Origin of the sequence: Paenibacillus arenilitoris (genome assembly GCF_014705655.1) — a bacterium.
In the GTDB taxonomy this organism is placed as follows: Bacteria; Bacillota; Bacilli; order Paenibacillales; family Paenibacillaceae; genus Pristimantibacillus; species Pristimantibacillus arenilitoris.
Genome location: NZ_JACXIY010000043.1, coordinates 34,521 through 58,368 on the forward strand (window position 1 = coordinate 34,521; position 23,848 = coordinate 58,368).

At 51.2% G+C, this 23,848-nt stretch carries 40 protein-coding genes; 39 read left to right on the top strand and 1 reads right to left on the bottom strand.

The features are described from left to right. The first annotated feature begins 49 nt into the window (after nucleotides 1-49). The 4 genes from tuf to IDH41_RS26925 all read left to right on the top strand — a co-directional run bounded on the left by tuf (nucleotide 50) and on the right by IDH41_RS26925 (nucleotide 4,375). The gene (tuf, locus tag IDH41_RS26910; RefSeq protein ID WP_190866721.1) at nucleotides 50-1,240 is read left to right on the top strand and encodes an elongation factor Tu; all 1,191 of its coding nucleotides are present in this window, start codon (nucleotides 50-52) and stop codon (nucleotides 1,238-1,240) included. A 288-nt stretch (nucleotides 1,241-1,528) separates the two neighbouring features. Next, the gene (locus IDH41_RS26915) at nucleotides 1,529-2,575 is read left to right on the top strand and encodes an ABC transporter substrate-binding protein (RefSeq protein WP_190866723.1); all 1,047 of its coding nucleotides are present in this window, start codon (nucleotides 1,529-1,531) and stop codon (nucleotides 2,573-2,575) included. A gap of 94 nt (nucleotides 2,576-2,669) precedes the next feature. After that, on the top strand, nucleotides 2,670-3,581 hold the full coding sequence (locus IDH41_RS26920) for an ABC transporter permease (RefSeq protein ID WP_190866725.1): 912 nt from the start codon (nucleotides 2,670-2,672) through the stop codon (nucleotides 3,579-3,581). Then, nucleotides 3,581-4,375, top strand: coding sequence for an ABC transporter ATP-binding protein (locus IDH41_RS26925; protein WP_190866727.1), 795 nt, complete (start codon nucleotides 3,581-3,583; stop codon nucleotides 4,373-4,375). The genes IDH41_RS26920 and IDH41_RS26925 overlap by 1 nt, the downstream gene beginning before the upstream one ends. A gap of 359 nt (nucleotides 4,376-4,734) precedes the next feature. On the opposite strand, the gene IDH41_RS26930 is transcribed toward IDH41_RS26925, so the two are convergent. After that, nucleotides 4,735-5,304 (bottom strand): histidine phosphatase family protein, encoded by a 570-nt coding sequence (locus IDH41_RS26930; protein ID WP_190866729.1) that lies wholly within the window; start codon nucleotides 5,302-5,304, stop codon nucleotides 4,735-4,737. Between the two features lie 576 nt (nucleotides 5,305-5,880). On the opposite strand from IDH41_RS26930, the gene rpsJ reads away from it, so the two are divergent. The 35 genes from rpsJ to IDH41_RS27105 all read left to right on the top strand — a co-directional run bounded on the left by rpsJ (nucleotide 5,881) and on the right by IDH41_RS27105 (nucleotide 23,823). Continuing rightward, on the top strand, nucleotides 5,881-6,189 hold the full coding sequence (gene rpsJ / locus IDH41_RS26935) for a 30S ribosomal protein S10 (protein WP_005544556.1): 309 nt from the start codon (nucleotides 5,881-5,883) through the stop codon (nucleotides 6,187-6,189). A gap of 41 nt (nucleotides 6,190-6,230) precedes the next feature. After that, nucleotides 6,231-6,854 (top strand): 50S ribosomal protein L3, encoded by a 624-nt coding sequence (gene rplC / locus IDH41_RS26940; protein WP_190866731.1) that lies wholly within the window; start codon nucleotides 6,231-6,233, stop codon nucleotides 6,852-6,854. A gap of 28 nt (nucleotides 6,855-6,882) precedes the next feature. After that, nucleotides 6,883-7,506, top strand: coding sequence for a 50S ribosomal protein L4 (gene rplD, locus IDH41_RS26945; protein ID WP_190866733.1), 624 nt, complete (start codon nucleotides 6,883-6,885; stop codon nucleotides 7,504-7,506). After that, nucleotides 7,506-7,799 (top strand): 50S ribosomal protein L23, encoded by a 294-nt coding sequence (gene rplW / locus IDH41_RS26950; RefSeq protein WP_190866735.1) that lies wholly within the window; start codon nucleotides 7,506-7,508, stop codon nucleotides 7,797-7,799. The genes rplD and rplW overlap by 1 nt, the downstream gene beginning before the upstream one ends. Nucleotides 7,800-7,816: 17 nt before the next feature. Continuing rightward, nucleotides 7,817-8,647: a 50S ribosomal protein L2 gene (rplB, locus tag IDH41_RS26955; RefSeq protein WP_190866737.1), complete on the top strand. Its 831-nt coding sequence runs from the start codon at nucleotides 7,817-7,819 to the stop codon at nucleotides 8,645-8,647. Between the two features lie 62 nt (nucleotides 8,648-8,709). Beyond that, nucleotides 8,710-8,991, top strand: coding sequence for a 30S ribosomal protein S19 (rpsS, locus tag IDH41_RS26960; protein ID WP_190866739.1), 282 nt, complete (start codon nucleotides 8,710-8,712; stop codon nucleotides 8,989-8,991). Nucleotides 8,992-9,034: 43 nt separating this feature from the next. After that, nucleotides 9,035-9,370 carry a 50S ribosomal protein L22 gene (rplV, locus tag IDH41_RS26965; protein WP_190866741.1) on the top strand — a complete coding sequence of 112 codons (336 nt, stop codon included), beginning with the start codon at nucleotides 9,035-9,037 and terminating at the stop codon, nucleotides 9,368-9,370. Between the two features lie 13 nt (nucleotides 9,371-9,383). Continuing rightward, nucleotides 9,384-10,049, top strand: a complete 666-nt coding sequence (rpsC, locus tag IDH41_RS26970) for a 30S ribosomal protein S3 (protein WP_190866743.1) — start codon at nucleotides 9,384-9,386, stop codon at nucleotides 10,047-10,049. A gap of 2 nt (nucleotides 10,050-10,051) precedes the next feature. Further along, nucleotides 10,052-10,486, top strand: coding sequence for a 50S ribosomal protein L16 (gene rplP, locus IDH41_RS26975; protein ID WP_190866744.1), 435 nt, complete (start codon nucleotides 10,052-10,054; stop codon nucleotides 10,484-10,486). Further along, complete coding sequence (gene rpmC, locus IDH41_RS26980) at nucleotides 10,476-10,676, top strand: 50S ribosomal protein L29 (protein ID WP_190866746.1); 201 nt, start codon at nucleotides 10,476-10,478, stop codon at nucleotides 10,674-10,676. Before rplP ends, rpmC begins: the two co-directional genes overlap by 11 nt. 51 nt (nucleotides 10,677-10,727) lie before the next feature. Continuing rightward, nucleotides 10,728-10,991, top strand: coding sequence for a 30S ribosomal protein S17 (gene rpsQ / locus IDH41_RS26985; protein WP_190866748.1), 264 nt, complete (start codon nucleotides 10,728-10,730; stop codon nucleotides 10,989-10,991). 46 nt (nucleotides 10,992-11,037) lie between these two features. Then, the gene (rplN, locus tag IDH41_RS26990; protein WP_053373907.1) at nucleotides 11,038-11,406 is read left to right on the top strand and encodes a 50S ribosomal protein L14; all 369 of its coding nucleotides are present in this window, start codon (nucleotides 11,038-11,040) and stop codon (nucleotides 11,404-11,406) included. 52 nt (nucleotides 11,407-11,458) lie between these two features. Then, nucleotides 11,459-11,812 carry a 50S ribosomal protein L24 gene (gene rplX, locus IDH41_RS26995; RefSeq protein WP_223830099.1) on the top strand — a complete coding sequence of 118 codons (354 nt, stop codon included), beginning with the start codon at nucleotides 11,459-11,461 and terminating at the stop codon, nucleotides 11,810-11,812. Between the two features lie 31 nt (nucleotides 11,813-11,843). After that, the gene (gene rplE / locus IDH41_RS27000) at nucleotides 11,844-12,386 is read left to right on the top strand and encodes a 50S ribosomal protein L5 (RefSeq protein ID WP_028609642.1); all 543 of its coding nucleotides are present in this window, start codon (nucleotides 11,844-11,846) and stop codon (nucleotides 12,384-12,386) included. 26 nt (nucleotides 12,387-12,412) lie between these two features. Beyond that, the gene (locus tag IDH41_RS27005; protein ID WP_036589425.1) at nucleotides 12,413-12,598 is read left to right on the top strand and encodes a type Z 30S ribosomal protein S14; all 186 of its coding nucleotides are present in this window, start codon (nucleotides 12,413-12,415) and stop codon (nucleotides 12,596-12,598) included. A 31-nt stretch (nucleotides 12,599-12,629) separates the two neighbouring features. After that, nucleotides 12,630-13,028, top strand: coding sequence for a 30S ribosomal protein S8 (gene rpsH, locus IDH41_RS27010; RefSeq protein ID WP_190866750.1), 399 nt, complete (start codon nucleotides 12,630-12,632; stop codon nucleotides 13,026-13,028). Between the two features lie 31 nt (nucleotides 13,029-13,059). Next, nucleotides 13,060-13,602, top strand: a complete 543-nt coding sequence (rplF, locus tag IDH41_RS27015) for a 50S ribosomal protein L6 (protein WP_190866752.1) — start codon at nucleotides 13,060-13,062, stop codon at nucleotides 13,600-13,602. A gap of 60 nt (nucleotides 13,603-13,662) precedes the next feature. Further along, the gene (gene rplR, locus IDH41_RS27020) at nucleotides 13,663-14,031 is read left to right on the top strand and encodes a 50S ribosomal protein L18 (protein WP_190866754.1); all 369 of its coding nucleotides are present in this window, start codon (nucleotides 13,663-13,665) and stop codon (nucleotides 14,029-14,031) included. Between the two features lie 30 nt (nucleotides 14,032-14,061). Then, a complete protein-coding gene (gene rpsE / locus IDH41_RS27025) occupies nucleotides 14,062-14,559 on the top strand; it encodes a 30S ribosomal protein S5 (protein WP_028609638.1) in 498 nt (165 codons plus the stop codon). Between the two features lie 13 nt (nucleotides 14,560-14,572). After that, nucleotides 14,573-14,752, top strand: a complete 180-nt coding sequence (gene rpmD / locus IDH41_RS27030) for a 50S ribosomal protein L30 (protein ID WP_190866756.1) — start codon at nucleotides 14,573-14,575, stop codon at nucleotides 14,750-14,752. 45 nt (nucleotides 14,753-14,797) lie between these two features. Beyond that, nucleotides 14,798-15,238 carry a 50S ribosomal protein L15 gene (rplO, locus tag IDH41_RS27035; RefSeq protein ID WP_190866758.1) on the top strand — a complete coding sequence of 147 codons (441 nt, stop codon included), beginning with the start codon at nucleotides 14,798-14,800 and terminating at the stop codon, nucleotides 15,236-15,238. Continuing rightward, complete coding sequence (gene secY / locus IDH41_RS27040; protein ID WP_190866760.1) at nucleotides 15,239-16,540, top strand: preprotein translocase subunit SecY; 1,302 nt, start codon at nucleotides 15,239-15,241, stop codon at nucleotides 16,538-16,540. Between the two features lie 95 nt (nucleotides 16,541-16,635). Then, a complete protein-coding gene (locus IDH41_RS27045) occupies nucleotides 16,636-17,286 on the top strand; it encodes an adenylate kinase (protein ID WP_190866762.1) in 651 nt (216 codons plus the stop codon). Next, entirely contained in the window at nucleotides 17,286-18,050 is a 765-nt protein-coding gene (gene map, locus IDH41_RS27050; RefSeq protein ID WP_190866764.1) for a type I methionyl aminopeptidase, read from the top strand. Before IDH41_RS27045 ends, map begins: the two co-directional genes overlap by 1 nt. A 2-nt stretch (nucleotides 18,051-18,052) precedes the next feature. Further along, nucleotides 18,053-18,334 carry a KOW domain-containing RNA-binding protein gene (locus tag IDH41_RS27055; RefSeq protein WP_190866795.1) on the top strand — a complete coding sequence of 94 codons (282 nt, stop codon included), beginning with the start codon at nucleotides 18,053-18,055 and terminating at the stop codon, nucleotides 18,332-18,334. A gap of 2 nt (nucleotides 18,335-18,336) precedes the next feature. Then, nucleotides 18,337-18,552 carry a translation initiation factor IF-1 gene (gene infA / locus IDH41_RS27060; RefSeq protein ID WP_015847200.1) on the top strand — a complete coding sequence of 72 codons (216 nt, stop codon included), beginning with the start codon at nucleotides 18,337-18,339 and terminating at the stop codon, nucleotides 18,550-18,552. 42 nt (nucleotides 18,553-18,594) lie between these two features. After that, nucleotides 18,595-18,708 carry a 50S ribosomal protein L36 gene (gene rpmJ / locus IDH41_RS27065; RefSeq protein ID WP_003333770.1) on the top strand — a complete coding sequence of 38 codons (114 nt, stop codon included), beginning with the start codon at nucleotides 18,595-18,597 and terminating at the stop codon, nucleotides 18,706-18,708. Between the two features lie 19 nt (nucleotides 18,709-18,727). Further along, nucleotides 18,728-19,096: a 30S ribosomal protein S13 gene (gene rpsM, locus IDH41_RS27070; protein ID WP_190866770.1), complete on the top strand. Its 369-nt coding sequence runs from the start codon at nucleotides 18,728-18,730 to the stop codon at nucleotides 19,094-19,096. Between the two features lie 19 nt (nucleotides 19,097-19,115). Beyond that, nucleotides 19,116-19,511 carry a 30S ribosomal protein S11 gene (gene rpsK / locus IDH41_RS27075; RefSeq protein ID WP_028609630.1) on the top strand — a complete coding sequence of 132 codons (396 nt, stop codon included), beginning with the start codon at nucleotides 19,116-19,118 and terminating at the stop codon, nucleotides 19,509-19,511. Between the two features lie 125 nt (nucleotides 19,512-19,636). Continuing rightward, nucleotides 19,637-20,581, top strand: a complete 945-nt coding sequence (locus IDH41_RS27080; RefSeq protein WP_028609629.1) for a DNA-directed RNA polymerase subunit alpha — start codon at nucleotides 19,637-19,639, stop codon at nucleotides 20,579-20,581. A 43-nt stretch (nucleotides 20,582-20,624) separates the two neighbouring features. Next, the gene (gene rplQ / locus IDH41_RS27085; protein WP_190866773.1) at nucleotides 20,625-20,990 is read left to right on the top strand and encodes a 50S ribosomal protein L17; all 366 of its coding nucleotides are present in this window, start codon (nucleotides 20,625-20,627) and stop codon (nucleotides 20,988-20,990) included. Nucleotides 20,991-21,151: 161 nt separating this feature from the next. Further along, nucleotides 21,152-21,892 (top strand): tRNA pseudouridine(38-40) synthase TruA, encoded by a 741-nt coding sequence (gene truA / locus IDH41_RS27090; protein ID WP_190866775.1) that lies wholly within the window; start codon nucleotides 21,152-21,154, stop codon nucleotides 21,890-21,892. 204 nt (nucleotides 21,893-22,096) lie between these two features. Beyond that, nucleotides 22,097-22,534, top strand: a complete 438-nt coding sequence (gene rplM / locus IDH41_RS27095) for a 50S ribosomal protein L13 (protein ID WP_190866777.1) — start codon at nucleotides 22,097-22,099, stop codon at nucleotides 22,532-22,534. Nucleotides 22,535-22,554: 20 nt separating this feature from the next. Beyond that, nucleotides 22,555-22,947 (top strand): 30S ribosomal protein S9, encoded by a 393-nt coding sequence (gene rpsI / locus IDH41_RS27100; RefSeq protein WP_028609625.1) that lies wholly within the window; start codon nucleotides 22,555-22,557, stop codon nucleotides 22,945-22,947. 180 nt (nucleotides 22,948-23,127) lie between these two features. Further along, nucleotides 23,128-23,823, top strand: coding sequence for a phosphoadenylyl-sulfate reductase (locus tag IDH41_RS27105; RefSeq protein ID WP_190866779.1), 696 nt, complete (start codon nucleotides 23,128-23,130; stop codon nucleotides 23,821-23,823). Nucleotides 23,824-23,848 lie beyond the last annotated feature (25 nt).

Consider the following 23,848-nt stretch of genomic DNA (forward strand, 5'->3'; position numbering starts at 1 on the left):
GCCGGCCTACACATAAAAAATTAATGGTATACGAGGAGGATTAAGTTCAATGGCTAAGGCTAAATTTGAACGTACTAAACCGCACGTTAACATTGGTACTATCGGTCACGTCGACCACGGTAAAACAACTTTGACTGCTGCGATCACGACTGTACTTTCCAAAAAATACGGCGGTGCTGCAGTAGCATTCGACCAAATCGATAAAGCTCCGGAAGAGCGCGAGCGCGGTATCACGATCTCGACAGCTCACGTTGAGTATGAGACGCCTAACCGTCACTACGCTCACGTTGACTGCCCGGGTCACGCCGACTACGTTAAAAACATGATCACCGGCGCTGCTCAAATGGACGGAGCGATCTTGGTCGTATCCGCTTCCGACGGCCCAATGCCGCAAACGCGCGAGCACATCCTGCTCTCCCGTCAGGTAGGCGTTCCTTACATCGTCGTATTCCTGAACAAATGCGACATGGTTGAAGACGAAGAGCTTCTTGAGCTTGTTGAAATGGAAGTTCGCGATCTTCTTTCCGAGTACGAGTTCCCAGGCGACGACACGCCAATCATCCGCGGCGCAGCGCGCGAAGCGCTTGCTAACCCAGATGGTCCTTGGGCTGACAAAATCGTTGAGCTGTTCGAGCAAATCGACACGTACATCCCAACTCCTGAGCGCGACACGGCTAAGCCTTTCCTTATGCCTGTCGAGGACGTATTCACGATCACTGGCCGCGGTACGGTTGCAACTGGTCGCGTAGAGCGCGGTGTTATCAAAGTTGGCGATGAAGTTGAAATCATCGGCCTTCAAGAAGAAACTCGCAAATCGGTCGTTACGGGCGTTGAAATGTTCCGTAAATTGCTTGACTCCGCTCAAGCAGGCGACAACGTTGGCGCATTGCTTCGCGGCGTAGACCGTAAAGACATCGAGCGCGGCCAAGTTTTGGCTAAACCGGGTTCGGTTAAGCCGCACACGAACTTCACGGCTCAAATCTACGTTCTGACGAAAGAAGAGGGTGGCCGTCACAAGCCTTTCTTCACGGGCTACCGTCCACAGTTCTACTTCCGTACTACTGACGTTACGGGTATCATCAACCTGCCGGAAGGTACTGAAATGGTTATGCCTGGTGACAACATCACGGTTACGGTTGAGCTGATTGCTCCAATCGCGGTTGAAGAAGGAACTCGCTTCTCCATCCGTGAAGGCGGCCGTACGGTAGGCGCTGGCGCCGTAGCAACGATCCAAAAATAATGCCGTGCGGCAATAGCCGCATGCATGAGGAAACCCCCACTTCGGTGGGGGTTTCTTTGTTTTCGCGCGGGCCGGGAACTTACTTATATTAACATATAAGTTTACATTGACGAGCCTACCAACCAACATTTAAGATAAATCTTATACATTATAAAAGTCGTTTTATCGCTACAGAAGCAAAATAATCGCGATTACTCTTAAACTTTAGTGACTAAAAGCGATAAAGCTTTGATGCGCATGCGATGGAGTGTGAAAAAGAAATCAAATCGAATTTGGAGGGTTAACCGGATGAAAAAAAGATTTTGGCTTGGACTGGCACTGGCATCCTTGATGACCGTTACGGCGGCATGCGGGGGTAACGGAGGCAAAGCGGCAACGGGCAACGAGGAGCAGGGCGCGAGCAACGCGCCTGTAGAAGAGGAAAAAACGTACACGATCGCGATTTCCCAAATCGTTGAGCATCCATCGCTGGACGCGACGCGCGAGGGCTTCCTTGCGGCGCTGAAGGACGCGGGCTTCGAAGAAGGCAAAAACCTGACGGTTGACTACAACAATGCGCAAGGTGAAGCGGCGAACGTGCAAACGATCGCACAGAACATTGCATCCTCCGACGCAGACCTGGCATTCGGAATTGCTACGCCTACGACGCAAAGCTTGGTAGACGAAGTGAAAGACAAGCCGGTTCTATTCGCGGCCGTTACCGATCCGGTAGACGCTGGCATTGTACCTCAGCTTGAAGCGCCGGGCGGTAACGTAACGGGAGCGGCGGATACGAACCCGGATGCGGTCGTGCAAACGATGGATTTCATTGCGAAAGAGTTCCCTGACGTGAAGAAGATTGGTCTCGTTATTAATGAAGGAGAAGCGAATACGGTTGTCATGAGCGGCATTGCCGAAGAAGCGCTGGCCAAACATAACATCGAGTTGGTCAAGGCGCCAGTCGCGAACAGCTCCGACATTCAAACGGCTGCCCAATCGCTCGTAGGCCGCGTTGATGCGATCTACATTACGCTCGACAACATGGTCGTCGGCGGCGTGGACAGCATTATCGAAGTTGCGAACGAGAATGACATTCCTTTCTTCTCGGCGGATCGCGATAGCGTAGAGAAAGGCGCCTTCGCTACGGTAGGCTTCAAGTATTACGATCATGGCTACGAGGCGGGTCAAATGGCCGTCGAAATTTTGAACGGCAAAAACCCTGGCGAAATGGATGTAACGGTTCCGCAGAAGCTCGACTTCATTTTCAACCTGAAAGCCGCTGTTGAACAGGGCATTACGGTCACCGACGCGATGAAGGCATACGTGAAGGATCCGGAAAACAACATTATTGAATAACGGCTTGCTCACAACCGCATATTTAGCTGACAGCTTTGGGGTGATCGGGTAACCTGGTCCACCCCATTGCTATTCATGAAGGAGGATTTGTTTGATGCTTGCATCGATGCAAGGAGCCGTCGAATCCGGATTGCTGTATGCGCTCATGGCGCTCGGTGTCTATATTACGTTCCGGATTTTGGATTTTCCGGACTTGACGGTGGACGGAAGCTTTACGACGGGAGCGGCGATCGCGACGGTCATGACGATTAATGGCACGCAGCCATGGCTTGCAGTCATTTGCGCATTTCTGGGCGGCGCGGCTGCAGGGTTATGTACGGGACTGCTTCACACGAAGGGGAAAGTGAACGGTCTGCTATCGGGTATTATTATGATGATTGCTCTCTATTCCATCAATTTGCGGATCATGGGGAAACCGAACTTGTCCTTGCGAAATCAAATGAACGCGTTCGATCAAATCCCGGTCATTGCGATCGCGATCGTTTTGGCTATTGCCGTAAAAATATTGCTGGATTTATTTTTCAAGACCGATATTGGCTTAAGCTTGCGTGCTACGGGCGATAATAGCCGCATGATCCGCAGCTTCGGGGCCAATACGGACGTTACGAAGATTGTAGGAGTCGCATTGTCCAATGCTCTTGTCGCTTGCTCCGGCGCGCTAATTGCGCATCATCAGAAATTCGCCGATAACAGCATGGGGATAGGGATGATCGTTATTGGCCTCGCTTCGGTTATTATCGGAGAAGCGATTTTCGGGGCGAAGTCGATATTCAGGGCGACGCTTGCCGTTATTCTCGGCGCGATTATTTATCGCGTCATCTATGCGCTTGCGCTGCGAGTACCGGGCATGGAAGCGCAGGACATGAAGCTGATTACGGCCATCATTATTACGTGCGCGCTTGTCGTGCCGACTGTGCGGCGGGCGATTAATCTGAAGACGACGGCAAGGAAACGAACGGCGGAAGTGCTTGCTGGCGTTCGCCAAACAGGCGGAGGTGAACGATAATGCTTAAGATCGACGGCGTGTCCAAATTGTTTAACCCGGGAACGGTGGACGAGAAGATCGCGCTCATGAACGCGAACCTTCATCTGAAGCCGGGTGATTTCGTTACCGTTATCGGAAGCAACGGTGCCGGCAAGTCGACGCTTATGAATATTATTTCTGGGGTTATGAAATCCGATGCCGGCAAGATTTTCATCGAAGGCCAGGATGTAAGCGAGCTGACCGAATACAAGCGCAGCAAGTGGATCGGACGCGTGTTTCAGGATCCGATGGCCGGAACTGCGCCGCGCATGACGATACAGGAGAACATGGCGATGGCGTATACAAGGGGCAAGGGGCGCGGTTTTTCCTTTGGCGTGACGCGTGCCAAGCGGGAGCTATTTAAGAATGAACTGCACCGACTGGGAATCGGACTCGAGAACCGGCTGAACGCAAAGGTTGGTTTGCTGTCCGGCGGGGAGAGGCAGGCGCTCAGCCTGTTGATGGCTACGTTCACGAGGCCGCAAATCCTTCTGCTTGACGAGCATACGGCAGCGCTTGATCCAGCGCGTGCTGAACTCATCACGACGATTACGGAAAGCATCGTCCGCGAGATGAAGTTGACGACGCTCATGGTCACGCACAACATGGAGCAGGCGATCCGGCTAGGCAACCGTCTCATTATGATGGACAAGGGCCGAATTATTTTGGATATTCCCGAGTCGCGCAAAAAGGATCTGACCGTCGAGCAGCTGCTAGGCGAGTTCGAACGGATCAGCGGCAGTAAGCTGGCGGACGACCGCATCGTGCTGGGGTAATGTTTGCCAACGGAGCCCCACTTCGAGGAAGGCGGGCGCTTGCGCCTGCTTTGAAGCCCTTGTAACCGCGCAGCGGCTAATAGGATCGGTGCGCGGGTTGATTTTCAAACCTTAGTATCAATTTCTGAAACTTAATGTCTGTCAAACAGCGTACGTAGCCGTTTAGTTTCAAAGTTCGAAATTAAACCGCATCATATAGCCAAAGAAAACTTATCATTGGTTTATTAATTTCAAAACTTGAAATTATCGATCGGAAGAGTATCCGCTCGCAGCGATTAATTTCAATTATTGAAACTAGATAGCCGGCTCAAACTGAATGAAGTGACTAATGTGCGAAATTTAACCAACTGTTCGGTTTTTTAACCCCATAAACGTTCAACGTGATCAAGCCGGTTGCCGTCGAAGGCGAGTTTATAAATGTCCGGCTTCGACGTTTGATGCCAGAAGTCGAAGCCGTACCGGTCATCATAATGATTCATGATGATCGTCATGATATTGCCGTGCGTGCCGATAACGATATTGTGTCCCCGGTAATTCTCGAGGAGCTTCTCGATCACCGGCACTGCCCTGTTTCGGGCTTGCCGCGTCGTTTCGCCGCCTTCCAGCGCGTAATCCTTGTCGTCGAAGGAAATCCGGATTGCTGCCAGCAACTCTTCCCACGGCGCTTTGTAATCCAAGCCTTTGATCGGACGTTCGACGAGCTCTTCGTATTCTTCGATATCCAAAGATTTCGCCTCCGCCAGGAATTGAATCGTCTGCTTCGCCCTGGCGTAAGGACTAGAAGCCGTGTAATGAACGTCTACGCCCTTCAATCTTTCGGCTACCTGCCTAGCAGCGGCGAACCCTTCTTCCGATAGCCCGCGTATTCTCTCCTGGCCATGCTCAAACGGCGACTCCGCATGCCTGACCAGGTAAATATTCGTCTTCATTCTGCCTAACCTCACTTTCGTCTCTGCTCGAACGCCATACAATTCGACAAACGTAGCATCATTTCCTTTAATTAGTAGATCGTCGTATTGGATGTATTTGGCGTCGATTTTTTTCACCGATTTTAAACGTACGAAAGAAAGGACATAATGGGCGTTATAGCGGTACGGAACAATGAGCGGGAAGCTGCAGCGTATTTCCTCATTATAAATGCTGCGGTGGAGCGAGTAACCGCAGATATTATTTTTTCTCCTTGCGCGTTTTGTTGGAAGGATGGAAGTTGAGAGTAGAGTGAAGCAGAGCTTTGATCGAGTCTGAGAGTTTACGTGCTGCTTTTGAAACCGTGATTTATGCGGAGCGCAGCGATAGAACGTTCAACGGGAATCTTGCAAAAAGAATGCGCAATATTCTTGTTGCATTTGCCTACTTATTTCGGTATAATATTGACTGTTGGTCTGACGTTGCGATGATGTGAGAGGTTGCCGACACACCCGGCCCCTTTGCCATGGGGCATGTGCCAGGGTTTTTCTCACGGAGTATGTCCGATAATAAATTGGGCGATAGAAGGAGGGACTTATATGGCAAAGCAAAAGATTCGTATCCGCTTGAAAGCATACGATCACAGAATTCTTGACCAATCCGCAGAGAAAATCGTTGAAACTGCAAAACGTTCCGGTGCAGGCGTATCCGGGCCGATTCCGTTGCCGACGGAAAAGCAAATCATCACCATTCTCCGCGCGGTGCACAAGTACAAGGATTCCCGGGAGCAATTCGAAATGCGCACGCACAAGCGCTTGATCGACATTGTGAACCCAACGCCGCAAACGGTTGATGCTTTGATGCGCCTCGATCTGCCATCCGGTGTAGATATCGAAATCAAACTGTAAGATCAGCATACGTGATTATAGAAAGGGAATGAGGTGTCAACATGAAAGGTATCTTAGGGAAAAAACTTGGTATGACTCAAGTGTTCACCGCAGACGGTAACGTCGTTCCGGTAACGGTTATCGAAGCAGGTCCTTGCGTAGTACTTCAGAAGAAAGACCAAGAGAACGATGGCTACGAAGCCGTTCAACTCGGTTTCTCCGATAAGAAAGAGAAAAGATCGATCAAGCCAGAGATCGGCCACGCAAAAAAAGCTGGGGCGACTCCTAAGCGCTACGTTCGTGAAATTCGCGGCATTAATATGGCTGATTATGAAGTTGGCCAACAAGTGAAGGCTGATCTATTCGCAGCCGGCGAATTCGTTGACGTAACGGGTATTTCGAAAGGTAAAGGCTTTGCCGGCGTTATCAAGCGTTGGGGACAAAGCACGGGCCCTATGTCCCACGGTTCCCGCTACCATCGCGGACCGGGTTCGATGGGTTCCATCCAGGCGAACCGCGTACCGAAAGGCAAGCACTTGCCAGGACATATGGGTACCGAAACGGTAACCATCCAGAAGCTTGAGGTTATCCGCGTAGACGCAGAACGCAACGTAATCCTCGTAAAAGGATCGATCCCTGGTCCGAAGAACGGATTCGTTAAAGTAAAACAAACCGTTAAGAACTAATGGCTCTCACAGAAAGGAGGAACAAGAAATGCCTAAAGTAACAGTATTCAACGTGAGCGGCACTCAAGTTGGCGAAGTGGAATTGGCGGAGTCGGTATTCGGCGTGACGCCTAACACTCACGTTATGCACAGTGCAGTCGTTCTTCAGCAAGCTGCTGAACGTCAAGGCACGCACAAAACAAAAGGGCGCTCCGAAGTGCGCGGCGGCGGTCGCAAGCCTTGGAAACAAAAAGGCACCGGCCGTGCTCGTCAGGGCAGCATCCGCTCTCCGCAATGGGTTGGCGGCGGTACCGTATTCGGACCGACTCCACGCACGTACGGCTTCAAGCTTCCTAAGAAAGTTCGCCGTCTTGCGATTAAATCCGCATTGTCTTCGAAAGTGATCGCCAGCGAAATCATCGTTCTTGATCAACTGACTTTCGCGGCTCCTAAGACGAAAGAATTCGCAACGATTCTGAATAACCTCAAAGTTGACCGCAAGGCGCTCGTCGTAACGGCCAACTATGAGGATAACGTAGCATTATCCGCTCGTAACATCCCAGGTGTTAAATTCGTCGCGGCTGACGGCATTAATGTTCTGGATGTATTGGTGCATGACAAACTGATCATCACCAAAGAAGCGGTAGAGAAAGTACAGGAGGTGCTTGCGTAATGAAAAATCCACGCGATATTATCAAGCGCCCGGTTATTACGGAACGTACGAGCGATTTCATGGCTAACAAACGTTACGTGTTTGAAGTCGACATTCGTTCGAACAAAACCGAAATCAAGAACGCAATCGAGCAAATTTTCAAAGTAAAAGTAACCGGCGTTAACACGATGCGCGTAGCGGGTAAACCGAAGCGTTACGGTAAATACAACGGCTACAGACCGGATTGGAAAAAAGCGATCGTTCAATTGAGCGACGACAGCAAAGAACTCGAGTTCTTTGAAACGTCTGTATAGAAAAGGAGGGAATCGAAGTGCCAATCAAAAAGTACAAACCGACATCTCCAGCACGTCGTGCGATGTCCGTATCGACTTTTGAAGAGATCACGACAAGCACGCCGGAGAAATCGTTGCTTGCTCCGCTTTTCAAAAAAGCTGGACGCAACAACCAAGGTAAAATCACGGTTCGTCACCAAGGCGGCGGACACAAACGCAAATACCGCATCATCGACTTCAAACGTACGAAGGACGGTATCGTTGGCAACGTGGCTTCGATCGAATACGATCCGAACCGTACGTCCAACATCGCTTTGATCCACTACGTTGACGGTGAGAAAGCTTACATCATCGCTCCGAAGGGCCTTAAAGTCGGAGATCAAGTCGTATCCGGACCGGATGCCGACATCAAAATCGGTAACGCGCTGCCGCTGGCGAACATTCCAGTCGGTACGGTTATCCACAACATCGAATTGAAGCCTGGCAAAGGCGGCCAATTGGTGCGCGCTGCAGGTACGGAAGCTCAGCTTCTTGGTAAAGAAGAAACTTACGTTTCGATTCGTCTCAGCTCCGGCGAAGTTCGCCGCATCCTGAATACTTGCCGCGCAACGGTAGGTTCCGTCGGCAACGAGGATCACGAGCTCGTGAAAATCGGTAAAGCCGGCCGTTCCCGTTGGCTTGGCAAGCGCCCTGAAGTTCGCGGCGTCGTCATGAACCCGAACGATCACCCGCACGGCGGTGGCGAAGGCCGCGCTCCGATCGGACGCAAGTCGCCTATGTCCCCATGGGGCAAACCGACGCTCGGTTACAAAACGCGCAAGAAGAAAAAAGCATCGAGCCAATATATTATTCGTCGTCGCACGAAGTAATAACCGCTTGATTCATACCGCGTGATTATCGCAATCACGCTCTCGCGAAGGGAGGAACTCGAATGGGTCGCAGTTTGAAGAAAGGTCCGTTTATCGACGGTTACCTGCTTAAAAAAGTCGAGGATTTGAACGAAACCAACAAGAAAGTCGTTATCAAAACCTGGTCCCGCCGCTCGACCATTTTCCCGCAATTCATCGGACATACGTTTGCCGTATATGACGGACGCAAGCACGTGCCGGTATATGTAACGGAAGATATGGTCGGACACAAGCTCGGTGAATTCGCACCGACTCGTACGTACAAAGGCCACGCAGGCGATGACAAAAAAACGGGCAGACGTTAATTTGCCCTTTCATTTCTTTAAATGATCGAGAGGAGGTTCCCACATGCCAGAAGCTAAAGCGCACGCTAAATTCGTTCGCATTGCGCCTCGTAAAGCCCAGCTCGTCGCCGATTTGATTCGCGGCAAGCAAGTTGGCGACGCAATCGCGATTTTGCGCCACACGCCTAAGTCGGCATCCCCAATTTTGGAGAAGCTGCTTAACTCTGCAATTGCTAACGCTGAGCACAACTATCAGCTGGACGTGAACAAATTGTTCATCTCGCAAGCCTTCGTCAACCAAGGACCGACGATGAAACGTTTCCGCCCTCGCGCGATGGGTCGTGCAAGCCGGATTAATAAAAGAACCAGCCACATCACCTTGGTGGTATCTGAAAAATAAGGAGGGATAACGTGTGGGTCAAAAGGTAAATCCAGTCGGTCTTCGTATCGGCGTCATCCGTGATTGGGAATCCAAATGGTACGCTGGCAAAGACTTCGGCGATCTTCTTCTGGAAGACGTAAAGATTCGTGAATACCTGAAAAACAAGCTGAAAGACGCAGCAGTTTCCCATATCGAGATCGAGCGCGCGGCTAACCGCGTCAACGTAACGATCCAAACCGCGAAGCCGGGCATGGTTATCGGCAAAGGCGGTTCCGAGGTGGAAAACCTTCGTACGGAGCTTGGCAAAATCACTAAAGGCAAAAAAGTACACATCAACATTTCGGAAATCAAACAAGCAGACCTGGACGCTATTCTCGTAGCCGAAAGCATTGCGCAACAGCTTGAGCGCCGCGTATCTTTCCGCCGCGCGCTGAAACAAGCGATTCAACGCTCGATGCGTGCCGGTGCCAAAGGGATCAAAACCGCGGTTAGCGGACGTCTCGGCGGCGCGGAAATCGCGCGTTCGGAAGGTTACAGCGAAGGAACGGTTCCGCTTCACACACTGCGCGCAGACATCGACTACGGCACAGCTGAAGCACATACGACTTACGGCCGCATCGGCGTAAAAGTATGGATCTATCGCGGTGAAGTCCTTCCGACTAAGAAGAAAGCAGCTCCAGTGGAAGGAGGCAACTAATCATGTTGGTACCTAAACGTGTCAAACACCGCAAGCAGCAGCGCGGTCATATGAAAGGTCGCGCCAAAGGCGGCACTACCGTTTCCTTCGGCGAATACGGCCTCCAAGCTCTAGAGCCATCTTGGATCACGAACCGCCAGATCGAAGCGGCTCGTATCGCGATGACTCGTTACATCAAACGGGGCGGTAAAGTTTGGATCAAAATTTTCCCGGCTAAGCCAATCACCCAGAAGCCTCTTGAAGTCCGGATGGGTAGCGGTAAAGGTAACGTCGAGAAGTGGGTAGCGGTTGTTAAACCAGGTAAAGTCATGTTTGAGCTGGCGGGTGTTTCCGAAGAAATCGCTCGCGAAGCAATGCGCCTTGCAGCTCACAAACTGCCGGTTAAAACTAAGTTTGTGAAACGCGAAGAAGTGGGTGGTGAAGCAAATGAAAGCTAGTGAATTTCGCAACCTAACCTCTGCTGAGATCGAACAACAAATTTCCGGTTTTAAAGAAGAGCTTTTCAACCTTCGTTTCCAATTGGCTACCGGCCAACTGGATAACCCGACTCGGATCCGTGACGTGCGTAAGGAAATAGCTCGTGCTAAAACCGTTTTGCGTGAAAGAGAACTCGGGATCAGCAGCTAATAAATCACCTTGCAGCACCGTATCGATACGGCTGAAGGAAGGAGGAAAAACATGAGCGAACGCAATGCCCGCAAAGTTCAAATCGGCAAAGTCGTAAGCGACAAAATGGACAAAACAATCGTGGTTGCGGTTGAGACTTACAAAAAACACGACTTGTACCATAAACGCATTAAATATACGAAGAAATTTAAAGCGCACGACGAAAACAACCAAGCGAAAATTGGCGACACCGTGAAAATCATGGAAACTCGTCCGCTTTCCAAAGACAAGCGCTTCAGACTCGTAGAAGTTGTTGAAGTGGCGGTTGTATTATAATGAGCGTTTGTAGCGCCTAAGCATTTTCCGAAAGGAGGACGTTAAAATGATTCAACCATTTTCGCGCTTGGCGGTTGCCGACAACTCCGGTGCTAAAGAATTGATGTGTATCCGCGTGCTTGGCGGTACGGGACGCCGCGTTGGCCATATCGGCGACTTGATCGTTTGTTCCGTCAAACAAGCAACACCAGGCGGCGTTGTCAAAAAGGGTGACGTTGTTAAAGCGGTTATCGTTCGTACGAAGCGTTCGGTTCGCCGCAAAGACGGTTCCTACATCGCATTCGACGAGAATGCCGCGGTAATCGTTAAGGAAGACAAGAGCCCGCGCGGTACTCGTATTTTCGGACCTGTTGCCCGCGAGCTTCGCGATAAAGATTTCATGAAAATCGTATCGCTTGCGCCGGAAGTTATCTAATAAAGAAACTCTATATAAGCTTGAAAGCACAAGCGTGCAGGAGGTGTAACTCATGCCAAGGCTCAAAAAAATTCTTGAATCGCACAACAATAAATTGCACGTGAAGAAAGACGACACGGTCATCGTCATTACCGGCAAAGACAAAGGTAAAAAAGGCCGCGTTATCGCTGCGTACCCTCGTGAAAACCGCGTTCTTGTCGAAGGCGTCAACATGGTGAAGAAGCATTCCCGCCCTTCCCAAGCGAACCCGCAAGGCGGCATCATCGAGCAAGAAGCTCCGATTCACGTGTCGAACGTTATGCACATCGATCCGAAGAGCGGTAAAGTAACGCGTATCGGATACAAAGTGCTGGACAACGGCAAGAAAGTTCGGATCGCAAAACGTTCCGGAGAAGTAATCGACTAATCGTTACGGTAGGAAAGGAGGTCCATGAACAATGGCAGCAAGATTGAAAGGTCGTTTTCTAAACGAAATTACTCCTGCTCTGATGCAGAAGTTTAACTATACGTCCGTTATGCAAGTGCCGAAGATCGAGAAGGTCGTTATCAACATGGGGGTAGGCGAAGCGGTTTCCAATTCGAAAATCCTTGATGTAGCTGTTGAAGAACTTCGCATCATTTCCGGTCAAAAGCCAGTCGTAACTCGTGCGAAGAAGTCCATCGCGGGCTTCAAGCTTCGTGAGAACATGCCGATCGGGGTTAAAGTTACACTGCGCGGCGAGCGTATGTACCACTTCCTTGACAAGCTGTTCAACATTTCTCTTCCGCGCGTACGTGACTTCCGCGGCGTTTCGACCAAAGCATTCGACGGTCGCGGCAACTACACGCTTGGCTTGAAAGAGCAATTGATTTTCCCGGAGATCGAGTACGATAAAGTCGACAAAGTGCGCGGTATGGATATCGTCATCGTCACGACGGCAAAAACGGACGAAGAATCTCGTGAGCTGCTGACCCAAATGGGCATGCCGTTCGCGAAGTAATCCACTTTTAGGAGGTGTAATACCCAGTGGCAAAAACTTCGATGAAAGTGAAGCAACAACGCGAACCGAAATTCAAAGTGCGTGCATACACACGCTGTGAGCGTTGCGGCCGTCCGCATTCTGTTTTGCAAAAGTTTAAAATTTGCCGGATTTGTTTCCGCGAGTTAGCATACAAGGGCCAGATTCCTGGCGTTAAAAAAGCAAGCTGGTAATCAGCCTAGTTCGGGAAGGAGGTTAACACAAATGGTTATGTCTGATCCGATTGCAGATATGCTGACGCGCATTCGCAATGCGAATGTCGTTCGTCACGAAACCGTGGAAATGCCCGCTTCGAAAATCAAGAAGCAAATCGCTGAAATTTTGAAGCGCGAGGGTTTCATCCGCGATGCTGAATATATCGAGGACAACAAACAAGGGATCATCCGTATTTTCTTGAAATACGGCCCTAACCAAGAGCGCGTCATCACAGGCTTGAAGCGGATCTCCAAGCCAGGTCTTCGCGTTTACACGCAAGCAACGGAAGTTCCTCGCGTACTGGGCGGCCTGGGAATCGCGATTATTTCCACGTCCAAAGGCGTTATGACCGATAAAGAAGCCCGTCAGGTTAAATCCGGCGGCGAAGTCGTTTGCTACGTTTGGTAAGAAACAAGTCACAGAGTCAGGAGGTGTAACAATGTCCCGTATTGGTCGCAAAGTCATCCAAGTGCCTAACGGCGTAAGCATTAACTTGGACAACACAGTCATTACCGTAAAAGGACCGAAAGGTACGCTTTCCCGCGAAATTCACAAAGACATGAAGGTGAACGTAGCGGAGAACGAAATCTTGGTCGAACGTCCTTCCGATAATAAATTGCATCGTTCCTTGCACGGAACGACGCGCAGCATCATCGCGAACATGGTGAGCGGCGTAACCGAAGGTTTCTCGAAAAACCTTGAGCTGGTTGGCGTAGGTTACCGTGCTAACAAACAGGGTGACAAAATCGTTCTCAACGTCGGTTACTCCCACCCGGTTGAAATCACTCCGGAGAGCGGCATCGAGTTCGACGTTCCGGCGAACACGAAGATCACCGTTCGCGGCATCGACAAAGAACGCGTTGGCGCCGTTGCCGCTCAAATCCGTTCCGTACGCGAACCCGAGCCTTACAAAGGCAAAGGCATCAAGTACGAAGGCGAGCGCATCATCCGCAAAGAAGGTAAAGCCGGCAAGAAAAAATAAGCAAACGGTCCGTTTGCTTAAGATAGCTTCCTAAGGCAGTGAGAAAGGAGTGAACCTGGCATGATTACGAAAGGCGATAAAAACAAGGCCCGTCTGAAAAGACATCTTCGTGTTCGTAAAAAAATTAACGGTACCGCAGCGCGTCCGCGTCTGTCCGTATTCCGTTCCTCCAAGCACATGTACGCGCAATTGATCGATGACGTAGCAGGCGTAACGCTGGCATCGGCATCCACTCAGGACAAAGAACTGGTTGAAGCAATCGGCAACGGCGGCAACGTCGAGGCGGCTGCTAAAGTCGGCGAATTGATCGCGAAGCGCGCTCAAGCGAAAGGAGTAACCGAAGTCGTATTCGACCGCGGCGGTTACTTGTATCACGGCAGAATTCAGGCGCTTGCTACAGCAGCACGCGAAGCTGGTCTTGAATTCTAATCGACTTTACTTATAAGGAGGTTAAATGACTTGCGTGTAGATCCTAATACGTTAGAACTGACTGAAAAAGTTGTTCATATCAACCGCGTTGCGAAAGTTGTAAAAGGCGGACGCCGTTTCAGCTTTAGCGCGCTTGTAGTAGTCGGCGACGGCAAAGGCTACGTTGGCGCAGGGATCGGTAAAGCGGGCGAAGTACCTGACGCGATTCGCAAAGGTATTGAAGATGCCAAGAAAAACCTGATCCACGTTCCTCTCGTAGGCACGACTATCCCACACCTTGTACTCGGACATTTCGGCGCAGGAGAAGTTCTTCTGAAGCCGGCATCCGAAGGTACCGGCGTTATCGCCGGCGGCCCGGTTCGCGCGGTTCTCGAACTTGCCGGCGTTGGCGACATTTTGACGAAATCCCTAGGTTCTTCGAACTCCATGAACATGGTTAACGCAACGCTTGAAGGTCTCTCCCGCCTGAAACGCGCGGAAGACGTTGCGAAGCTGCGTGGAAAAACAGTCGAAGAGCTGCTACGTTAAGGAGGGAACTAAGATGGCAAAATTGCAAATCACCCTCGTTCGCAGTTTGATCGGCCGCAATGAAAAACAACGTGCAACGGTTGCAGCCTTCGGTCTTAAGAAGATTCGCCAGTCCGTTGTTTTGAACGATAGCCCGGCTATCCGCGGTATGGTTAACTCAGTTAGCCACCTGATTAAAGTTGAGGAAGTTTAAGAATAGATTTTGATTTGCAGAAATAAATAAGGAGGTGCACGAACGATGAAATTGCATGAGCTAGCTCCAGCTCCGGGGTCGACCCAAGCGCCGAAGCGCAAAGGCCGCGGTATCGGTTCCGGTAACGGCAAGACGGCCGGTAAAGGTCATAAAGGTCAAAACGCTCGTTCCGGCGGCGGCGTTCGTCCCGGCTTCGAGGGCGGACAAAACCCTCTGTATCGTCGAGTGCCGAAACGCGGCTTTAACAACCGTTTCCGTACAGAATACGCTATTGTCAATATTGAAGAGCTAAACAGCTTTGCAGCAGGTGCTGAAGTCACTCCAGAAGTCCTGATCGAGAAGGGGATCGTTAAGAACCCGCTTGCAGGAATCAAGATTTTGGGCAACGGCGAAATTAACGTTTCGCTTACTGTAAAAGCAAGCAAGTTCTCTCAATCTGCGGTAGAGAAAATCCAGGCTGCCGGCGGTAAAACCGAGGTGATCTAATTGTTCAAGACCGTATCCAATATTTGGAAAGTGGCGGATCTTCGTACAAGGATCCTGTTTACCCTTTTCATCTTGTTGATTTACCGCATCGGGTCCTTCATTCCGGTACCCGATGTAAACAAAGATGTGTTTAAGCAGGTTGATGCAGCCGGTGCGGATCTGTTCGGCTTGCTTAACACGTTTTCCGGCGGTGCTTTGTTCCAATTCTCCATCTTCGCAATCGGGATTACGCCTTATATCACGGCATCGATCATCGTGCAGCTCCTGTCGATGGACGTTATTCCGAGATTCGCGGAGTGGGCGAAGGAAGGCGAGAACGGCAAGCGCAAGCTCGCGCAAATCACCCGTTACGGCACGATCGTACTCGGCTTGATTCAGGGCTTCGCGACAGCGATCGGCTTTAACCGCCAATACGGTTATGAAATGATTGTTGGGGCGACCTTCGTCGATTACTTGCTGATCGCGATCATCCTGACGGCCGGTACGGCATTCTTGATGTGGCTAGGCGAGCAAATCACGGAAAGAGGAATCGGCAACGGGATTTCGATTCTCATTTTCGCGGCGATCGCGGCCGGCATCCCTGGACACATCCGGACGATCTACGAAGATCAGTTCGTGGACGTGCAAGACCAACTGTTCTTGAACATCGTCAAGATGGTTCTGATCGTAGTCGCGATCATCGCGATTATCGTCGGCGTTATCTTCGTGCAGCAAGGTATTCGTAAAATTCCGGTTCAATACGCGAAACGCGTAGTCGGACGGAAAATGTACGGCGGACAATCGACGCACATTCCGATGAAAGTGAACGGCGCAGGCGTTATTCCGGTCATCTTCGCGGTATCGCTGATCATGTTCCCGATTACGATTGCTCAATTCTGGTCTACGCAGCCTTGGGCAGAGTGGATTATTAACAACATGAACTATGACAGACCGCTTGGTATGGTATTGTACGTGCTGTTAATTATCGGCTTTACCTTCTTCTATACCTTCGTGCAAATTAATCCGGTTCAAATGGCGGATCAGATGAAGAAGAACGGCGGATACATCCCTGGCATTCGTCCGGGCAAGCCGACCTCGTCGTACTTGACGCGCGTTATGTCGCGCATCACGCTGACGGGTGCGATCTTCCTGGCGCTGATCTCCGTTCTTCCAGTGTTCTTCGGAGCGCTGGCCGGATTACCGCGCTCAGTGCAGCTAGGCGGCACCTCGCTCTTGATCGTTATCGGGGTTGCCCTTGATACGATGAAGCAAATCGAGAGCCAGTTGATCAAACGCCATTACAAAGGGTTTATCAATAAATAACAATAGGTTCTGACCGGGCTTTACGCGTACGTCGTTCAAGTGGTGGCGCGCTAGGCCCGCCCGAGCCTATTGTGCTTAAAGCGAGGAACTCGGCAATGAACATTTTATTTATGGGTCCTCCGGGAGCCGGCAAAGGTACGCAGGCCGAACGGATCGTAGCAGAGTTAGGAATTCCGCACATTTCCACTGGCGACGCGTTCCGCCTCGCCATGAAACAAGGAACCGCGCTCGGTCTTAAGGCGAAGGAGTATGTCGATCAAGGCTTGCTTGTTCCCGATGAGATTACGAACGGAATCGTCAAAGAGCGTCTGGAACTGGACGACTGCAAAAAGGGCTTTTTGCTCGACGGTTTCCCTCGTACGCTGCAGCAAGCCGAAGCGCTTGACGGCATGCTGACGGAGCTTGGCCGCAGCATCGATCACGTCGTGAACTTGAAGGTCGACCGCGGATTGCTGCTCGCCCGCTTGACGGGCCGGCGCATCTGCAAATCTTGCGGAGCGACGTACCACGTTCTCTTCAATCCGCCTAAGGTTGAAGGTATCTGCGACAAGGACGGCGGAGAGCTGTATCAGCGTTCCGACGATACGGAAGAGAAGGTCGGCACGCGTTTGGATGAGTACACGTCCAAAACGGCCCCTCTTCTTGATTATTACAGTGCAAAAGGTCTCCTGCGTGAAGTCGACGGCGAGAAGGACATTGATGTGGTAACAGCAGACATCGTATCCCAATTGCGAGGTTCATTGTAATGATTATTTGCAAATCCGATTCGGAGCTGCGATATATGAGGGAAGCAGGACGCATCGTTGCGGAGACGCACCGGCTAATGGCGAAGGCTGTGAAACCAGGCATCACGACCCGTGAGCTTGACCAAATCGCCGACGATTACATTAGAAGTCAAGGTGCGGTTCCTTCCTTCAAAGGTTACAATGGTTTTCCTTCCAGCATATGCGCTTCTGTCAATGACGAGCTCGTGCACGGCTTCCCCGGGTCACGCAAGTTGAACGAAGGCGATATTATCAGCATCGATATCGGCGCGCAGTACGAAGGCTATCACGGCGACTCCGCTTGGACCTACGCGGCCGGAGCGGTAACCCCTGAAGTACAACGGCTGCTGGACGTAACGGAGGCTTCGCTCTACGCGGGTCTTCGGCTCATCAAGCCCGACGTCAGGCTGTACACGATATCGCACGCCATTCAGAAGGTGATCGAAGACGCAGGATTCTCCGTCGTACGGGAATACGTAGGGCACGGAATCGGCGCGGATCTTCACGAAGAGCCGCAAATACCGAACTACGGCATACCGGACCGCGGACCGCGTCTCAAAGCCGGAATGGTGCTTGCAATCGAGCCGATGGTCAACATCGGCGAACGATATGTCCGAACGCTCGAAGATAATTGGACGGTCGTAACGGAAGACGGTTCATGGTGCGCTCACTTCGAGCACACGGTGGCCGTGACGGAGGACGGCTTTGAAATATTGACCATTTTGCCGGAGCAGACGGAAGCTTGATGATGGATGCTCGTCCCCAAATTGGTCAGTTCGTCAAAGTGCTTCGCGGCAAGGACGAGGAGAGCTATGCCGTAATCGTCGCCATCGTGGACGAGAAATTCGTTCTGATTGCGGACGGTGGCAAGCGCCGGTTCGACCAGCCGAAGAAAAAGAACGTTCTGCATCTCGAGTTACAGCCTGCCATTAGTCAAGAGGTATCAAGCAGCTTGCTTGAAACAGGCAGAGTGACCAACGCCAAGTTGCGTTATGTTATACAGAAGTTTGCGTATGCGAAAGGAGAATGACGGTGGCGAAGGAAGACGTCATTGAGGTCGAAGGCACGGTAATCGAGCCGCTGCCCAATGCCATGTTCAAGGTGGAGCTGGAGAACGGTCATCAAATTCTCGCACACGTTTCCGGTAAGCTCAGAATGCACTTCATCCGCATCCTGACCGGAGACAAAGTGGTTATACAGTTATCGCCTTATGATCTATCCAGAGGGCGCATCACCTATCGGAAGTAGTCCTTCGGGGCTTGCTTGCGAAAGATTCGGGAGGTAATCACAATGAAGGTTAGACCTTCGGTTAAGCCGATCTGCGAAAAATGCAAAGTCATTCGTCGCAAAGGCAACGTAATGGTGATTTGTGAAAATCCGAAACACAAACAAAAACAAGGATAAAAGGAGGGAAATATAGCCTATGGCACGTATAGCTGGTGTAGACTTGCCGCGTGACAAACGCGTCGAAATCGCCCTGACGTACATTTTCGGCATCGGCAAAACGACGTCGCAAAAGCTTCTGAAAGCTGCCGACGTTAACTTTGATACTCGCGTTCGCGACCTGACGGAGGACGAACTTGGCCGTCTTCGCGAAGCGATCGACAAGACGGTAAAAGTAGAAGGCGACCTTCGCCGCGAAATTTCGCTTAACATCAAGCGCCTGACCGAGATCGGCTGCTACCGCGGTCTTCGTCATCGTCGCGGCCTGCCTGTCCGCGGTCAACGCACGAAAACGAATGCCCGTACGCGCAAAGGTCCTCGTCGGACTGTAGCGAACAAGAAGAAATAAGAAGGGAGGATAATGGACAATGGCTAAACCAAAAAAAGTCGTTCGTACGAAACGTCGCGACCGGAAAAACATCGACACTGGCGTTGCGCATATCCGCTCGACGTTCAACAATACGATCGTTACGATCACGGATCCGCACGGCAATGCAATCTCCTGGGCTAGCTCCGGCAACCTCGGCTTCAAAGGTTCCCGCAAGAGCACGCCGTTCGCAGCTCAAATGGCTGCCGAATCCGCCGCGAAAGCCGCGATGGAGCATGGCATGAGAACGGTAGAAGTGATGGTTAAAGGTCCAGGCGCAGGCCGCGAAGCCGCGATTCGTTCGCTGCAAGCTGCCGGGTTGGAAGTTAACCTCATTAAAGACGTTACGCCGGTTCCTCACAACGGATGCCGTCCTCCGAAACGTCGTCGCGTATAGTTAGATTCTTGGTGGTATCAAATAACAGCAACTTGTGAATAATGGTTGTGAAGGTTTGGCATACTACAGGATTTGACTTAAAATAACGGTAGGCACGGAGCGACGTTTGAAGGAGGGTACTATTAGTGATTGAGATCGAAAAGCCGAAAATCGAAACCGTAGAACTGAATGACGAAGGAACTTACGGACGTTTCGTCGTCGAGCCGCTGGAACGTGGATACGGCACGACGCTTGGAAATTCGCTTCGCCGAATTTTGTTGTCGTCTTTGCCGGGTGCAGCAGTAACCTCGGTTCAAATCGACGGAGTACTTCATGAATTCTCTACGGTTCCCGGAGTGATTGAGGACGTGACCGAAATCATTCTGAACCTGAAGGGCCTGTCGCTTAAAATCCACTCCGATGAAGAAAAGGTGTTGGAAATCGACGCGGAAGGCGAAGGGAATATTACAGCGGGCGACATTCGAGCAGACAGCGATGTCGAGATTTTAAGCCCTGATCTTCACATCGCAACCTTGGCCTCCGGCGCGCGGCTCCATATGCGGGTTTTTGCTAATCGGGGACGCGGTTACGTGCAAGCGGACCGCAACAAGAAGGACGAACAACCGATTGGGGTAATACCCGTTGATTCGATCTACACGCCAATTACTCGCGTTAACTACAGCGTAGAAAATACCCGCGTCGGTCAAGTTACGAACTACGACAAGCTTACGCTTGAGGTTTGGACGGACGGCAGCATTCGACCGGAAGAGGCGGTAAGCCTCGGCGCTAAAATTTTGACCGAGCATTTGGACTTGTTCGTTGGATTAACCGATGAAGCCAAAGACGCGGAAATAATGGTTGAGAAGGAAGAAGATAAGAAAGAAAAAGTTCTGGAGATGACTATCGAGGAGCTCGATCTTTCCGTACGTTCCTACAACTGCTTGAAGCGCGCGGGCATTAACACCGTACAAGAGCTGATCACGAAATCCGAAGAGGATATGATGAAGGTCCGCAATCTGGGCCGTAAATCGCTCGAGGAAGTTCAAGAAAAGCTTGAAGAGCTCGGTTTGGGCCTACGCATGGAAGAGTAGGATCAGCTAGAATAGACAAACGAGCAAGGGAGGGGAAAACAAGATGGCATATCAAAAATTGGGACGTGACGCAAGCGCGCGGAAAGCATTGTTCCGCGACCTCGTTACCGACTTGTTCCTTTATGAGCGTATCCAAACGACGGAGGCTAAAGCGAAAGAAGTCCGTTCGATCGCCGAGAAGCTGATCACGAAAGCGAAGCAAGGCGATCTGCATGCTCGTCGTCAAGTAGCGGCTTACGTTCGCCGCGAATCCGTCGACGGAGGTCAGGACGCGATTCAGAAGCTGTTCTCCGAACTGGCTACCCGTTACTCGGAGCGTGCTGGCGGATACACGCGCATTCTGAAGCTGGGTCCTCGCCGCGGCGACGCTGCGCCTATGGTTTACCTGGAACTGGTTGACCGCGCGTAAGTGACGTCGTACGAGCAGCGTATAAGCCTGCCACAAAGCGTTAAAGTCTTGTCCAGGCTTTATGCGAGAGAGAAAAGGGTGGACCCTCGAGGCCACCTTTTTTTATTTGGTTCAAGGCGCGGGCGCCGCGAGCTCGAGAACATGAAGGGGGGTGGTGAGGAATGCGCAACCTTTGCGTCAAAGTCAGCTATGACGGCACGGCGTTCAACGGATTTCAAACGCAGCCCTATGGCAGGACGGTCCAAGGCGAGATCGAAAAGGCGATAAAGAAGCTGTCGGGGGAGACGATCATCATTATCGGTTCCGGCCGTACGGATGCCGGCGTGCATGCGCAGGGACAGGTGTTCAACTTTTACACGAAATCGTCGATTCCGACGGAGAGATGGGCGGTCGCCTTGAATACGCGGCTGCCGAAGGACATCGTCATTATCGAAGCGCATGACGTGCCGGAGCATTTTCACGCCAGAAGATCGGCGAAGCGCAAGACGTATCGCTATACAATCGACATGGGCAAATTTCCGGACGTGTTCGGCCGCCAATACCGCTTTCATCATCCGGCTCCGCTTAATGTCGAAGCGATGCGGGAAGGGCTGCGGCATTTGATCGGCAAGCATGACTTCACCTCCTTCACCTCGATCCACTCGACGAAGCCCCATCACGTGCGCACGGTCTACGAAGCGGATTTCGTCCAGGAAGGCCCGATTCTTCACATGTACGTGACGGGCAACGGCTTCCTCTACAATATGGTTCGCGTCATTATGGGCACGTTACTATGGGTAGGGCAGGGTAAGCTTGCGCCGGACGAAATCAAAACGATTCTGGAAGGGCGCAGCCGCTCGCTTGCCGGGCCAACCGCGATGGCGCATGGTTTAATGCTGATGAACGTCGAATATTCCTTATAAATACGGGAAAAATCGCGATAAATCACTTGCGCTTGCCTATACTTTATAGTAGAATATAACTTGTGCCTTCTTAGTGGCTCTCCCACAGCCCCGACTAAGATCGCCGCCAATTTGAATAACCAGTAACAACTAACAATGACTAACAAACCAACGTTTACGTTGTTATAGAAACGATTAACGGACACGAATTAAGGAGGATCATCCATGCGTACCACCTATATGGCTAAGCCAAACGAAGTTGAGCGTAAATGGTATGTCGTCGATGCGGAAGGCAAAACGCTTGGCCGTCTGGCTAGCGAAGTTGCTTCCCTGATCCGCGGCAAGCACAAACCGACCTTTACCCCACATGTTGATACGGGCGATTTCGTCATCGTGATCAACGCCGAGAAAATCCATCTGACAGGCAAGAAGCTGTCGGACAAAATGTACTACCGTCACTCGATGTACCCAGGCGGCCTGAAAGTAACGCCTGCACATGAGATGATCAAGAACAAGCCAGAGCGCGTTATCGAGCTTGCTGTACACGGCATGTTGCCTAAGAACCGTCTTGGCGACAAGATGAAGCTCAAGCTTAAAGTTTACGCAGGTGCGGAACATCCACATCAAGCCCAAAACCCTGAAGTTTACGAACTTCGCGGGTAATAAAGAGGAGGACAAGTTTCATGGCTCAAGTGCAATACTATGGAACCGGTCGTCGTAAACACTCTGTTGCACGTGTACGTCTTGTGCCGGGTGAAGGACGAATCATTGTTAATAAACGCGATTTGAACGAATATTTCGGTCTGGAAACGCTCAAGCTGATCGTTAAGCAACCGCTGAACCTGACAGACACGCTGTCGAAGTACGACGTGCTTGTCATCGCTAACGGCGGAGGCATGTCCGGTCAAGCGGGCGCGATCCGCCACGGGATCTCCCGCGCTCTGCTTAAGGCAGACCCTGAGTTCCGTCCGGCTTTGAAGCGTGCCGGCTTCCTGACTCGCGACCCACGCATGAAGGAACGTAAGAAATACGGTCTCAAAGCGGCTCGTCGCGCGCCTCAGTTCTCGAAACGTTAATATGGATTTGCCGAATGCCTTCTCCGTTCGTCGGGGAGGGCATTTTTTCATTTCTGGGCAACAATCCAATCCAAACTTTATATCATATTGGAGAAAACTTATGGTTGATCATTACCCGGATAGGTCGTATACTGATAATACAGACTAAATTACTTGGAATTAAAGACGGAGGCTAGAACGATGAATCTTTTTGAAAAAGAGGCGCTTATCGCGCAAAAGGCGGTTGAGCTCGAGAACGCGACACCGGAAGAAGTTATTGCGTTCGCGGTAGAAACTTTCCCGAACATTACGTTCGCTTGCAGCTTCGGAGCGGAAGACGTCGTGCTTGTCGATATGCTGCAAAAAATTAGCCCGAAAACGGATATTTTCTATTTGGATACCGATTTCCACTTCAAGGAAACGTACGAGACGCGCGACCGTATGGCCGAGCGTTACCCGGGCATTCCTTTCGTCGAAGTGAAGCCGGAAATTACGCCTGAAGAGCAGGCCGCGCAATTCGGCGAAGAGCTTTGGAAGACCGACGCGAACGCTTGCTGCAATATCCGCAAAGTAAAGCCGCTGACGAACATTTTGTCGAAGTATGAGGCTTGGATTACCGGCATTCGCCGCGATCAGGCGCCAACCCGCGCAAACTCGAAAAAAATCGAATACGATACAAAGTTCGGACTCGTAAAGTTCAATCCGATCGCGCATTGGACGACCGAAGACGTATGGAACTACATCCGCGAGAACGACGTGATCTACAACCCGCTGCATGACCAGAACTATCCGAGCATCGGCTGCGAGCATTGCACGCGCCAAGTTATGCCTGGCGAAGACCCTCGCGCCGGACGCTGGTCCGGTCAAGAGAAAACGGAATGCGGCTTGCATAAATAATGATTTCAGGCTTACACAATTAAGG

Bases quoted from the DNA above. Each gene is read 5' to 3' on its own strand.
- tuf (WP_190866721.1), top strand. From the start codon at position 50: ATGGCTAAGGCTAAATTTGAACGTACTAAACCGCACGTTAACATTGGT.
- IDH41_RS26915 (WP_190866723.1), top strand. From the start codon at position 1,529: ATGAAAAAAAGATTTTGGCTTGGACTGGCACTGGCATCCTTGATGACC.
- IDH41_RS26920 (WP_190866725.1), top strand. From the start codon at position 2,670: ATGCTTGCATCGATGCAAGGAGCCGTCGAATCCGGATTGCTGTATGCG.
- IDH41_RS26925 (WP_190866727.1), top strand. From the start codon at position 3,581: ATGCTTAAGATCGACGGCGTGTCCAAATTGTTTAACCCGGGAACGGTG.
- IDH41_RS26930 (WP_190866729.1), bottom strand. From the start codon at position 5,304: ATGAAGACGAATATTTACCTGGTCAGGCATGCGGAGTCGCCGTTTGAG.
- rpsJ (WP_005544556.1), top strand. From the start codon at position 5,881: ATGGCAAAGCAAAAGATTCGTATCCGCTTGAAAGCATACGATCACAGA.
- rplC (WP_190866731.1), top strand. From the start codon at position 6,231: ATGAAAGGTATCTTAGGGAAAAAACTTGGTATGACTCAAGTGTTCACC.
- rplD (WP_190866733.1), top strand. From the start codon at position 6,883: ATGCCTAAAGTAACAGTATTCAACGTGAGCGGCACTCAAGTTGGCGAA.
- rplW (WP_190866735.1), top strand. From the start codon at position 7,506: ATGAAAAATCCACGCGATATTATCAAGCGCCCGGTTATTACGGAACGT.
- rpsS (WP_190866739.1), top strand. From the start codon at position 8,710: ATGGGTCGCAGTTTGAAGAAAGGTCCGTTTATCGACGGTTACCTGCTT.
- rplV (WP_190866741.1), top strand. From the start codon at position 9,035: ATGCCAGAAGCTAAAGCGCACGCTAAATTCGTTCGCATTGCGCCTCGT.
- rplP (WP_190866744.1), top strand. From the start codon at position 10,052: ATGTTGGTACCTAAACGTGTCAAACACCGCAAGCAGCAGCGCGGTCAT.
- rpmC (WP_190866746.1), top strand. From the start codon at position 10,476: ATGAAAGCTAGTGAATTTCGCAACCTAACCTCTGCTGAGATCGAACAA.
- rpsQ (WP_190866748.1), top strand. From the start codon at position 10,728: ATGAGCGAACGCAATGCCCGCAAAGTTCAAATCGGCAAAGTCGTAAGC.
- rplN (WP_053373907.1), top strand. From the start codon at position 11,038: ATGATTCAACCATTTTCGCGCTTGGCGGTTGCCGACAACTCCGGTGCT.
- rplX (WP_223830099.1), top strand. From the start codon at position 11,459: ATGCCAAGGCTCAAAAAAATTCTTGAATCGCACAACAATAAATTGCAC.
- rplE (WP_028609642.1), top strand. From the start codon at position 11,844: ATGGCAGCAAGATTGAAAGGTCGTTTTCTAAACGAAATTACTCCTGCT.
- rpsH (WP_190866750.1), top strand. From the start codon at position 12,630: ATGGTTATGTCTGATCCGATTGCAGATATGCTGACGCGCATTCGCAAT.
- rplF (WP_190866752.1), top strand. From the start codon at position 13,060: ATGTCCCGTATTGGTCGCAAAGTCATCCAAGTGCCTAACGGCGTAAGC.
- rplR (WP_190866754.1), top strand. From the start codon at position 13,663: ATGATTACGAAAGGCGATAAAAACAAGGCCCGTCTGAAAAGACATCTT.
- rpmD (WP_190866756.1), top strand. From the start codon at position 14,573: ATGGCAAAATTGCAAATCACCCTCGTTCGCAGTTTGATCGGCCGCAAT.
- rplO (WP_190866758.1), top strand. From the start codon at position 14,798: ATGAAATTGCATGAGCTAGCTCCAGCTCCGGGGTCGACCCAAGCGCCG.
- IDH41_RS27045 (WP_190866762.1), top strand. From the start codon at position 16,636: ATGAACATTTTATTTATGGGTCCTCCGGGAGCCGGCAAAGGTACGCAG.
- map (WP_190866764.1), top strand. From the start codon at position 17,286: ATGATTATTTGCAAATCCGATTCGGAGCTGCGATATATGAGGGAAGCA.
- IDH41_RS27055 (WP_190866795.1), top strand. From the start codon at position 18,053: ATGGATGCTCGTCCCCAAATTGGTCAGTTCGTCAAAGTGCTTCGCGGC.
- rpmJ (WP_003333770.1), top strand. From the start codon at position 18,595: ATGAAGGTTAGACCTTCGGTTAAGCCGATCTGCGAAAAATGCAAAGTC.
- rpsM (WP_190866770.1), top strand. From the start codon at position 18,728: ATGGCACGTATAGCTGGTGTAGACTTGCCGCGTGACAAACGCGTCGAA.
- rpsK (WP_028609630.1), top strand. From the start codon at position 19,116: ATGGCTAAACCAAAAAAAGTCGTTCGTACGAAACGTCGCGACCGGAAA.
- rplQ (WP_190866773.1), top strand. From the start codon at position 20,625: ATGGCATATCAAAAATTGGGACGTGACGCAAGCGCGCGGAAAGCATTG.
- truA (WP_190866775.1), top strand. From the start codon at position 21,152: ATGCGCAACCTTTGCGTCAAAGTCAGCTATGACGGCACGGCGTTCAAC.
- rplM (WP_190866777.1), top strand. From the start codon at position 22,097: ATGCGTACCACCTATATGGCTAAGCCAAACGAAGTTGAGCGTAAATGG.
- rpsI (WP_028609625.1), top strand. From the start codon at position 22,555: ATGGCTCAAGTGCAATACTATGGAACCGGTCGTCGTAAACACTCTGTT.
- IDH41_RS27105 (WP_190866779.1), top strand. From the start codon at position 23,128: ATGAATCTTTTTGAAAAAGAGGCGCTTATCGCGCAAAAGGCGGTTGAG.